The 10,505-nt window shown below is 71.3% G+C and carries 10 protein-coding genes; 7 read left to right on the top strand and 3 right to left on the bottom strand.

Going from position 1 to position 10,505, the window contains the following annotated elements; all coding sequences use genetic code 11:
* Positions 1–109: 109 nt before the first annotated feature.
* Positions 110–406: a DUF397 domain-containing protein gene (locus STTU_RS07715; RefSeq protein ID WP_007821465.1), complete on the bottom strand. Its 297-nt coding sequence runs from the start codon at positions 404–406 to the stop codon at positions 110–112.
* 684 nt (positions 407–1,090) lie between these two features.
* Between STTU_RS07715 and rpsO the strand changes: the two genes are divergently transcribed.
* From rpsO to STTU_RS07690, 5 genes are all read left to right on the top strand, one after another.
* Positions 1,091–1,378, top strand: coding sequence for a 30S ribosomal protein S15 (gene rpsO / locus STTU_RS07710; protein WP_007821463.1), 288 nt, complete (start codon positions 1,091–1,093; stop codon positions 1,376–1,378).
* A 779-nt stretch (positions 1,379–2,157) separates the two neighbouring features.
* On the top strand, positions 2,158–4,374 hold the full coding sequence (locus STTU_RS07705; RefSeq protein ID WP_007821461.1) for a polyribonucleotide nucleotidyltransferase: 2,217 nt from the start codon (positions 2,158–2,160) through the stop codon (positions 4,372–4,374).
* Complete coding sequence (locus STTU_RS07700) at positions 4,371–5,783, top strand: M16 family metallopeptidase (protein ID WP_043254500.1); 1,413 nt, start codon at positions 4,371–4,373, stop codon at positions 5,781–5,783. The genes STTU_RS07705 and STTU_RS07700 overlap by 4 nt, the downstream gene beginning before the upstream one ends.
* Positions 5,784–6,006: 223 nt before the next feature.
* Positions 6,007–6,759 carry a 4-hydroxy-tetrahydrodipicolinate reductase gene (gene dapB, locus STTU_RS07695; protein ID WP_007821459.1) on the top strand — a complete coding sequence of 251 codons (753 nt, stop codon included), beginning with the start codon at positions 6,007–6,009 and terminating at the stop codon, positions 6,757–6,759.
* Between the two features lie 10 nt (positions 6,760–6,769).
* The gene (locus STTU_RS07690) at positions 6,770–7,240 is read left to right on the top strand and encodes a hypothetical protein (protein WP_007821458.1); all 471 of its coding nucleotides are present in this window, start codon (positions 6,770–6,772) and stop codon (positions 7,238–7,240) included.
* Positions 7,241–7,339: 99 nt separating this feature from the next.
* On the opposite strand, the gene STTU_RS07685 is transcribed toward STTU_RS07690, so the two are convergent.
* The gene (locus tag STTU_RS07685; protein ID WP_043254498.1) at positions 7,340–7,909 is read right to left on the bottom strand and encodes a PH domain-containing protein; all 570 of its coding nucleotides are present in this window, start codon (positions 7,907–7,909) and stop codon (positions 7,340–7,342) included.
* A 156-nt stretch (positions 7,910–8,065) separates the two neighbouring features.
* Complete coding sequence (locus tag STTU_RS07680; protein WP_007821456.1) at positions 8,066–8,305, bottom strand: hypothetical protein; 240 nt, start codon at positions 8,303–8,305, stop codon at positions 8,066–8,068.
* Between the two features lie 264 nt (positions 8,306–8,569).
* On the opposite strand from STTU_RS07680, the gene thyX reads away from it, so the two are divergent.
* Positions 8,570–9,322, top strand: coding sequence for an FAD-dependent thymidylate synthase (thyX, locus tag STTU_RS07675; RefSeq protein WP_043254496.1), 753 nt, complete (start codon positions 8,570–8,572; stop codon positions 9,320–9,322).
* Between the two features lie 240 nt (positions 9,323–9,562).
* On the top strand, positions 9,563–10,477 hold the full coding sequence (gene dapA, locus STTU_RS07670) for a 4-hydroxy-tetrahydrodipicolinate synthase (protein WP_007821454.1): 915 nt from the start codon (positions 9,563–9,565) through the stop codon (positions 10,475–10,477).
* The last annotated feature ends 28 nt before the right edge of the window (positions 10,478–10,505 follow it).

Below are 10,505 nucleotides of genomic sequence, written 5' to 3'. Positions count from 1 at the left end.
CATGGGTGAGCACTGCGAAAGCGCGTCACGGAGGGGTGACTTGCGTCAGGAGGCCGGACAACGCGAAGGCCGGGCGCCCGTTTTGGGTCCCGGCCTTCACACCATCGGGTTACGCGAGGTCGAACTCGCCGTCACGCGCGCCGAGCACGAAAGCGGTCCACTCGGCCTCCGTGTAGCGCAGCACGGTGTCGTGGTCGAGTGAGGACCGCATGGCCACGCCGCCTCCCGGCAGGTAGGCGATCTCGACACGCTCCTCGTCGGGCGAGGTACCGGGCGGGCCGATCCACTCGACACCCGAGATGTCGAGGGAGTACAGCTCGTTCTTCTCCCGCTCCTTGCGCGCCTTCGTCTCCTCGTCCAGCTCCACCGGCGCGGCCGGTGCCGTGGCCTCGTGCTCCTCGGACATGAATGACTGGCCCTTCCCCGAAGTGGTCCTGTGCCCAACGCGCCCGCAGGCGGCGCGCGGAGCGCGCGCCAACGACGAGCGGCCTCAGCGTACTTGCAGCGGGCGCGCCACGTACGCGATTCGGCAGGCTGTATGACAAAGCGGGTGACGCGGCTCCCGGAACCTTGACGGGTCACCCTTTCCGGTCATTACGGCCCCACCTCTGCCGCTCACCCCTCCGACCGTGCCGTTCGGGCCCCACCCGAGCCCCCCGCCGTCACGCCGCGTAAATAATCCGTACGGACACCTCGTGCCTCGCGCCGCACCGCGCCGTCGCACGTCTCCGCCGCGCCGCCCGCCCCCCTTGCGCCCAGCCCACCGCCCCCTCCGCGACGCCACCACGCCTCCGAGCGGTCGCGTCCCGCCCCCCCCGGCCCCCGGCGCACCCCGACAACCACCCACCCCGCCGTAACCCCCGCCACCCTGCCGCGCCCCCGACCCCCCACCCCGCCCGAAACCTCCCCCCACCACCCCCGAAACCCCACCCCCTCCCACCCTGCTAACCTTGACATCGGCCGTATGTGTACGCGCTCCCGGAATCTCTGGGAGCAGCGCCCAGCGCGCCCCGCCTCCCGAGTAACGGAAGCTCCCCGGCGATGCAGACCCGGGGCACTCGGTGGCTCATTGGATTCACTAGGAGATCGCGTGTCGCTCGACGCCGCCACGAAGAAGCAGATCATGGGCGAGTTCGCCACCAAGGAGGGTGACACCGGTTCTCCCGAGGTGCAGGTCGCTCTGCTCTCGCGCCGGATCTCGGACCTGACCGAGCACCTCAAGACGCACAAGCACGACCACCACTCCCGTCGTGGCCTGCTCATTCTGGTCGGCCAGCGCCGCCGGCTGCTCCAGTACCTGGCCAAGAAGGACATCGCGCGCTTCCGCGTGCTCGTCGAGCGCCTCGGCATCCGCCGCGGTGCGGCGGGCGCCCGCTGAGGTCGTCGTGAAGGGAGCGGTTCCCCTGCACAGGGAACCGCTCCTTTTGTCGTACGTGCGACAGGGACCGCTCAGTTTGTAGGCTGGACCCCGTACGCAAACAAATGAACAGGGGAAGCGACTCCACGCCGCCGCCGGTCCTCGGTAGTGGCCCCCGGAAAGGCCCACAGGCACGCAAGGCCGGAAACGGCCCGCAGACCTGGCAAGGCCCGCAGACCTGGCAAGGCCCGTAAGCCGAGCTGGGTCCCCGGACCGAGCAAGGCCGCAAGCCGGGCCAGGCCGAGCAGACCCGTAGCCCGCGCAAGGCCCCCAGGCCGAGCACGGCCCCTACGGCCCGCCCGTCCCCGTACAGCCTCCCAGGCCCGTACGGAGCACGGCCCGCAGAGCCAGAGCCCCCGGGTGCTTCGATCGAAGACCGGCCAGCAACCAGGAGCCGCTTCTCCACCGGCTGCACCGCGACCCGCCACGGGCGGACCGCACCGCGACCCCCACCGGGCCGCACCCCGCGCCCCCTCCCCGGAGGGGCTCCGCGCCGCGAGACCCGCGCCCCACCCGGACGCGGACCTCGCACCCCGCGCGTCCTCCGCCAGGGGGACTCGCACCCCGCGCGTCCCCGTAAGGGAACCCGCACCCCGCGCGTCCCCCCAAGGGACCCGCAAGCGCGACCCTCCCGGAGGGCCCCGCACCCCCGCGCGCCCCTCCCCGGAGGGACCCGCACCCCGCGACCCGCCACACGGGCGAGGCCGCGCGAAGACGAGACGTAAACGGAGAATCCCCTGGTGGAGAACGAGACCCACTACGCCGAAGCCGTCATTGACAACGGTTCCTTCGGCACCCGCACCATCCGCTTCGAGACGGGCCGCCTCGCCAAGCAGGCCGCAGGGTCCGCCGTCGCGTACCTGGACGACGACACGATGGTCCTCTCGGCCACGACCGCGTCCAAGAACCCCAAGGACCAGCTCGACTTCTTCCCCCTCACGGTGGACGTCGAGGAGCGGATGTACGCGGCCGGCAAGATCCCCGGCTCCTTCTTCCGCCGGGAGGGCCGCCCCTCCGAGGACGCGATCCTCACCTGTCGCCTGATCGACCGCCCGCTGCGCCCGTCCTTCAAGAAGGGCCTGCGCAACGAGATCCAGGTCGTCGAGACGATCATGGCGCTCAACCCCGACCACCTCTACGACGTGGTCGCGATCAACGCCGCCTCCTGCTCCACGCAGCTCGCGGGCCTCCCCTTCTCCGGCCCCATCGGCGGCACCCGTGTCGCCCTCATCAAGGGCCAGTGGGTCGCCTTCCCGACGCACACCGAGCTGGAGGACGCCGTCTTCGACATGGTCGTCGCCGGTCGCGTCCTGGAGGACGGCGACGTCGCGATCATGATGGTCGAGGCCGAGGCCACCGAGAAGACGATCCAGCTCGTCGCGGGCGGCGCCACCGCCCCGACCGAGGAGGTCGTCGCCGCCGGTCTGGACGCCGCGAAGCCCTTCATCAAGGTGCTCTGCAAGGCCCAGGCCGACCTCGCCGCGAAGGCCGCCAAGCCGACCGGCGAGTTCCCGATCTTCCTGGACTTCCAGGACGACGTGTACGAGGCCCTCACCGCCGCCGTGCGCGGCGAGCTGGCCCAGGCGCTCACCATCGCGGGCAAGCAGGAGCGCGAGGCCGAGCTGGACCGCGTCAAGGGCCTTGCCGCCGAGAAGCTGCTCCCGCAGTTCGAGGGCCGCGAGAAGGAGATCTCCGCCGCCTACCGCGCCCTCACCAAGGCCGTGGTCCGCGAGCGCGTGATCAAGGACAAGAAGCGCATCGACGGCCGTGGCGTCACCGACATCCGCACCCTGGCCGCCGAGGTCGAGGCGATCCCGCGGGTCCACGGCTCGGCGCTCTTCGAGCGCGGCGAGACGCAGATCCTCGGCGTCACGACGCTCAACATGCTCCGCATGGAGCAGCAGCTGGACACCCTCTCCCCGGTGACCCGCAAGCGCTACATGCACAACTACAACTTCCCGCCGTACTCCACCGGCGAGACCGGCCGCGTCGGCTCCCCCAAGCGCCGCGAGATCGGCCACGGCGCCCTCGCCGAGCGCGCCCTCGTGCCCGTCCTGCCGACGCGTGAGGAGTTCCCCTACGCGATCCGCCAGGTCTCCGAGGCGCTCGGCTCCAACGGCTCGACGTCCATGGGCTCCGTCTGCGCCTCGACCATGTCGCTCCTGAACGCCGGTGTGCCCCTCAAGGCCCCCGTCGCCGGTATCGCCATGGGCCTCATCTCCGAGACGGTCAAGGGCGAGACGCACTACGTCACGCTCACCGACATCCTCGGTGCCGAGGACGCCTTCGGCGACATGGACTTCAAGGTCGCCGGTACGAAGGAGTTCGTCACCGCGCTCCAGCTCGACACCAAGCTCGACGGCATCCCCGCCTCGGTCCTGGCCGCCGCGCTGAAGCAGGCCCGGGACGCCCGCCTCCACATCCTCGACGTGATGATGGAAGCGATCGACACCCCGGACGAGATGTCCCCCAACGCCCCGCGGATCATCACCGTCAAGATCCCCGTGGACAAGATCGGCGAGGTCATCGGCCCCAAGGGCAAGATGATCAACCAGATCCAGGAGGACACCGGCGCCGAGATCACGATCGAGGACGACGGCACCATCTACATCGGTGCCGCCGACGGCCCGGCCGCCGAGGCCGCCCGCACCACGATCAACAGCATCGCCAACCCGACGATGCCGGAGGTCGGCGAGCGCTACCTGGGCACGGTCGTCAAGACCACGACCTTCGGCGCCTTCGTCTCCCTGCTTCCCGGCAAGGACGGCCTGCTGCACATCTCGCAGATCCGCAAGCTCGCCGGCGGCAAGCGCGTGGAGAACGTCGAGGACGTCCTCGGTGTGGGCCAGAAGGTCCAGGTCGAGATCGCCGAGATCGACTCGCGCGGCAAGCTCTCCCTCATCCCGGTCATCGAGGGCGAGGACGGCGACGAGCAGAAGGACGACACGGACAAGTGACGTCACGCAGTCCGCGTACGACGGCCCGCCCCTCCACCAAGGGGCGGGCCGTCGCCCGTACCACCGAAACCGGCGGGACCGCCAAGGCCCGCACCCAGACCCTCCTGCCCGGCAAGGACGGCGTCGGCATCGTCCGCCGCACCACGCTCCCCGGCGGCCTCCGCGTCGTCACCGAGACCCTGCCCTCGGTCCGCTCCGCGACCTTCGGCATCTGGGCGGGCGTCGGCTCCCGCGACGAGACCCCGACGCTCAACGGCGCGACGCACTACCTCGAACACCTCCTCTTCAAAGGCACGCGACGCCGCACGGCGCTCGACATCTCCGCCGCGCTCGACGCGGTCGGCGGCGAGATGAACGCTTTCACGGCGAAGGAGTACACGTGCTACTACGCGCGGGTGCTCGACACCGATCTGCCGCTCGCCATCGACGTCGTCTGCGACATGCTCACGGGCTCGACCCTGGACGCCGCCGACGTCGACGCCGAGCGCGGCGTCATCCTCGAAGAGATCGCGATGACCGAGGACGACCCGGGCGACGTCGTGCACGATCTCTTCGCGCACACGATGCTCGGCGACACGCCCCTCGGCCGCCCCGTCCTCGGTACCGTGGACACGATCAACGCGCTCGGCCGCGAGCAGATCGCGCGCTTCTACAAGCGCCACTACGACCCCACGCACCTCGTCGTCGCCGCCGCGGGCAACGTCGACCACGCGAAGGTCGTACGGCAGGTACGCGCCGCCTTCGACCGCGCGGGTGCCCTCGGCCGCGGTGACGCGGTCCCGCTCGCCCCCCGCGAGGGCACGCGGCTCATCAAGGCCGCGGGCCGCGTTGAGGTCCAGAACCGCCGCACCGAGCAGGCCCACGTCGTGCTCGGCATGCCCGGCATCGCCCGCACCGACGAGCGCCGCTGGGCCCTCGGGGTCCTCAACACGGCCCTCGGCGGGGGCATGTCCTCGCGCCTGTTCCAGGAGGTGCGCGAGAAGCGCGGCCTCGCGTACAGCGTGTACTCGTACACCTCCTCCTTCGCCGACTGCGGTCTCTTCGGCGTCTACGCCGGTTGCCGGCCCAGCCAGGTCGACGACGTCCTGAAGATCTGCCGCGACGAGCTGGAGACCGTCGCCGCGCACGGCCTCGACGACGACGAGATCCGCCGCGCCGTCGGCCAGCTCGCCGGCTCCACCGTCCTCGGCCTGGAGGACACCGGAGCGCTCATGAACCGCATCGGCAAGAGCGAACTGTGCTGGGGCGAGCAGCTCTCCGTCGACGACATGCTCGCGAAGATCGCCGCCGTCACCCCCGACGAGGTCCGCGCCGTCGCACGTGACATCCTCGGTCAGCGCCCCTCGCTGTCGGTGATCGGGCCGCTCAAGGAGCGCCAGACGGCGCGCCTGCACGAGGCCGTCGCCTGAGCGACGCGCGACGTCGCACCGGGAACCGGGCGACGTCGCGCACCGGCCGCACCGCCGCGCGACGCCGCGTCGTCGACCCGACACGACGCGGCGTCGCGCGGCACCGGCGTCGTACGCGACGTCGCGACGTCCCCACGCGACGTCGCGACGTCCCCACGCGACGTCGCGCACGACGCCGCCCGACCCGCCCCGGACCCCGTACGCACCCGGAGGAAGACACCACATGAGCAAGCTGCGCGTCGCCGTCATCGGCGCCCGGGGCCGGATCGGCTCCGAGGCCGTCCGCGCCGTCGAGGCCGCCGACGACCTCGAACTCGTCGCCGCGACAGGCCGGGAGGACCCGCTCACGGCGCTCACCGACGCGGGCGCCCAGGTCGCCGTCGAGCTGACCCGCCCCGACGCCGTCATGGACAACCTCGCCTTCTGCCTCGACCACGGCATCCACGCCGTCGTCGGCACCACGGGCTGGACCGAGGAGCGCCTGACGCGGGTGCGCGAGCGGCTCGCGAAGACCCCCGGCACCGGCGTCCTCATCGCCCCCAACTTCTCGCTCGGCGCCGTCCTCACGATGAAGTTCGCGCAGGTGGCCGCGCCGTACTTCGAGTCCGTCGAGGTCATCGAGCTGCACCACCCGAAGAAGGCCGACGCGCCCTCCGGCACCGCCGCGCGTACCGCGCAGCTCATCGCCGAGGCCCGCGAGGCCGCCGGAAGCGCCCCCATGCCGGACGCGACGCAGACGGCGCTCGACGGCGCGCGCGGCGCCTCGGTGGACGGCGTGCCCGTGCACTCCGTTCGGCTGCGCGGCCTCCTCGCCCACCAGGAGGTCCTGCTCGGCGCCGAGGGCGAGACCCTCACCATCCGGCACGACTCGCTGCACCACAGCAGCTTCATGCCGGGCATCCTGCTCGGCGTACGCCGCGTCGTGGAAACCCCAGGGCTCACCTTCGGCCTGGAACACTTCCTCGACCTGAGCTGAGCGGAACCCGATGCGCGCCAAGCTGACCTACGCGGTCACCGCCCTCGTCCTCGTCTTCTACTTCGTCCTCGCGGGCGACCGCGGCGTCCTGCTCATCCGGCAGGGCACCGCGGTCACCGTGCTCTTCGGCGTCGCGGTGCTGATCCTGCCGCTCATCGGCATCTGGTTCCTGTGGCAGAACACGCGCTTCGTCACGCGCGCCAACGCCCTCGCCGCCGCGCTCGACGCCGAGGGCGGCCTCCCGCCCGACGAACTGGAGCGCACCCCCTCGGGCCGCATCGACCGCGCGTCGGCCGACGCCGTCTTCGCGCGCCGCAAGGCCGAGACCGAGGACCACCCCGACGACTGGCGCTGCTGGTTCCGCCTCGCCGTCGCCTACCAGGACGCCCGAGACACCCCCCGCGCCCGCAAGGCCATGCAGCACGCCCTGCGCCTGCACGACAAGGAGCGGGCCGCCGCACCGTCCCCCGCGGCTGACTGACGCGCCGCGGGACGCGCAAAGGGGCGGGCGGCACGTCCTGTGCCGCCCGCCCCTTCTCGCATCCTGATCCCGCTACGGGACACGGGTACGAGCCGCGCCTCAGCGCCGCCCGGGCGGCTGCGCCGTCACGTACTCGTCCGCCCACGCCTCCAGCGTGTCCGCCGCGCGCTCGAAGCCCTCGGCGCGCGAGAGGAAGTCCGCGCCGTGGTCCGTGAGCAGCGGCCCCGTGACGCTCTGCCGCCGCGCCGTCAGCACGACGGCCTGCCCCTGCACGCTGCGCGGCAGCCCCAGGACCCTGACCGGCTGCTGCACGGTGCGCACCGCGCCCACCTGGCTCCAGGGGTACGTACGGGTGCGCAGGAAACCGGTGCGGCGCACGCCGTGCGCGCTCACCCAGGCGCCCATCCGCAGCCCGCGCAGCGCGCCGACTATCAGCACCGCCGCGAAGATCACCGAACCGAGCGCGCCGCTCGTGTTCTTGGCGAGACCTATCGCGAGCGCGGCGACGAGCACGAAGGAGGCGAGCAGCAGGACGAGCGCGGCGAGCGCCACGCGCCAGGGCCCGGGGCGGTACGGGCGACGCCACACGTCGCGGTCGTGGTACGGCAGCGCGACGTCGTCGGCGCCCTCCTCGAAAGTGCGGTCCGCCGTCAGGAAGGGCAGGGGCACGACTGTTTCCTCACTCATTCCGCGCGCACACAGGGAGTTGCGACAGGGGGTTGTGAGCGGTGAGGCTACAGAGACCCCCGGCGGTTCACCACTCCGGGGGTCTGGGCGAGCACCTGTACGAATCCCCGCACAGGGGACGCGCGGAGGCGAAGCGGATCAGCGGGGATCGGACGCCTCGGAGTGCTGCGTGTGTTGCGGGGCCGTCTGCTCGGAGAGGGCCGGCAGGCCGAAGAGCAGGCTGCCCACGAGGCCGCCGACCACGGTCAGCCCCACGAGCGCGCCCACCAGGAGCTGGCCCCGGTCGGCCCGCTCGCGGGGCGGGGGCTCGACGTTGCTGCGGTACTTCTCCGCATCGGCCAGGAAGGTGAAGGGAACAGGCTCACGCCGTCGGAACATGTAAGGCGCTTCTCCTCGGAAACTCGTCGTGGACGGGTGCGGACTGTCCGGAAAGAAGTCGGAAAACCCGCATATCAGATTACGGCCTCCGTGTGCTTCCGAACACACCGGCCCTGCTCGTACAGACGCGCGGGAGGCGTCTGGGGTGCCCGTATTGGCGAGCTTCCGCGAAAAATGTCACGAGAGACCTCCGATCGGGGGGTGTCGTACCCGGACCGTAGAGTGGGCGCCGCCCCCACGAAGCGATTGGAAGGACCACCGCCGGTGACCGAGACCTCTCAGGTGACCCCCGCCGAGACCGTCAAACCCACGTTCCGCAGCGAGATCTCGGTCGAGCTGGTCAAGCACGCCGCCTCGGACCAGGACGTGCTGTGGGCCGCGCGGGTCTCCACCGCCGGCGAGCAGTCGCTCGACGAGCTGAAGAAGGACCCCGAGCGGTCCAAGGGCCTGATCAACTACCTGATGCGGGACCGCCACGGCAGCCCCTTCGAGCACAACTCGATGACCTTCTTCATCAGCGCCCCGATCTTCGTCTTCCGCGAGTTCATGCGGCACCGCGTCGGCTGGTCCTACAACGAGGAATCCGGCCGCTACCGGGAGCTCCAGCCCGTCTTCTACGTGCCGGGCCCCGAGCGCAAGCTCGTCCAGGAGGGCCGTCCGGGCAAGTACGTCTTCGTCGACGGCACCCCCGAGCAGCACTCCCTCACCGAGCGCTCGATGCAGGAGTCCTACCGGCAGGCGTACGAGACGTACCAGGAGATGCTGGCCGCCGGTGTCGCCCGCGAGGTCGCCCGCGCCGTCCTCCCGGTCGGTCTCTACTCCTCGATGTACGCGACGTGCAACGCGCGCTCGCTCATGCACTTCCTCGGCCTGCGCACGCAGCACGAGCTGGCGAAGGTGCCGAGCTTCCCGCAGCGCGAGATCGAGATGGTCGGCGAGCGGATGGAGGAGCTGTGGGCGGGGCTCATGCCGCTCACCCATGCGGCCTTCAACAAGAACGGCCGCATGGCTCCCTGAGCCGCCGCGATCGCGTGCGGGGGCAGGGTCCGGACCGGGGCGGGCACACATGTGCGGGCCGGAGGGAAAGTGTCCGTATTGCGGCTTTTCCTATGGTTCAACTAGCCTGGCCGAACGGGCCCGGCGCCGCGTGAACCCCCGAGCGCGCAGCGTCGGGTTCCTCTGAGCCGATGCCCCTGTCCCCCCGCCGCGACGCCCCGAGGGCCCGAGCGGAGCCGAGCACCGAGTAGCGTGTTACCCATGGCTTTGACCTCCACTCCGCAGACCCCCTTCGGGCGGGTCCTCACCGCCATGGTCACGCCCTTCACGGCGGACGGCGATCTCGACCTCGACGGCGCGCAGCAGCTTGCCGCGCAGCTGGTGGACGCGGGCAACGACGGCCTGGTGGTCAACGGGACCACCGGGGAGTCGCCCACCACCAGCGACGCGGAGAAAGCCGATCTCGTCCGGGCGGTGCTGGAGGCAGTGGGGGACCGGGCGCATGTCGTCGCCGGTGTCGGGACCAATGACACGCGCCACAGCATCGAGCTGGCCCGTTCCGCCGAGGCGGTCGGCGCCCACGGGCTGCTCGCGGTGACCCCGTACTACAACAAGCCCCCGCAAGAGGGGCTGCTGCACCACTTCACGGCCCTCGCGGATGCCACCGGGCTGCCGGTCATGCTCTACGACATCCCGGGCCGCAGCGGGGTCCCGATCTCCACCGAGACGCTGGTCAGGCTCGCCGAGCACCCGCGCATCGTGGCCAACAAGGACGCCAAGGGCGACCTGGGACGCTCGGGCTGGGCGATCGCCCGCAGCGGTCTGGCCTGGTACTCGGGCGACGACATGCTGAACCTGCCGCTCCTGTCGATCGGCGCGGTCGGTTTCGTCTCGGTCGTCGGGCACGTCGTGACCCCGGAGCTGCGCGCGATGCTCGACGCGCACCTGGCGGGCGACGTACAGAAGGCCCTGGAGATCCACCAGCGGCTGCTGCCGGTCTTCACCGGTATGTTCCGCACGCAGGGTGTCATGACCACGAAGGCCGCTCTGGCCCTCCAGGGCCGGCCGAGCGGTCCGCTCCGGCTGCCGATGGTGGGGCTGAGCGAGGAGGAGACGGCCCAGCTCAAGATCGATCTGGCCGCCGGCGGGGTAGAACTCGCACCACAGACTTCATAACCGAATAGCCCGCCCGGCCCCGGGCGGG

Source organism: Streptomyces sp. Tu6071 (assembly GCF_000213055.1).
Classification (GTDB): domain Bacteria; phylum Actinomycetota; class Actinomycetes; order Streptomycetales; family Streptomycetaceae; genus Streptomyces; species Streptomyces evansiae.
The sequence above is the reverse complement of the archived record's forward strand: the minus strand, read 5'-3'. Positions and strand labels throughout refer to the sequence as shown.

Bases quoted from the DNA above. Each gene is read 5' to 3' on its own strand.
- STTU_RS07715 (WP_007821465.1), bottom strand. From the start codon at position 406: ATGTCCGAGGAGCACGAGGCCACGGCACCGGCCGCGCCGGTGGAGCTG.
- dapB (WP_007821459.1), top strand. From the start codon at position 6,007: ATGAGCAAGCTGCGCGTCGCCGTCATCGGCGCCCGGGGCCGGATCGGC.
- STTU_RS07690 (WP_007821458.1), top strand. From the start codon at position 6,770: ATGCGCGCCAAGCTGACCTACGCGGTCACCGCCCTCGTCCTCGTCTTC.
- STTU_RS07680 (WP_007821456.1), bottom strand. From the start codon at position 8,305: ATGTTCCGACGGCGTGAGCCTGTTCCCTTCACCTTCCTGGCCGATGCG.
- dapA (WP_007821454.1), top strand. From the start codon at position 9,563: ATGGCTTTGACCTCCACTCCGCAGACCCCCTTCGGGCGGGTCCTCACC.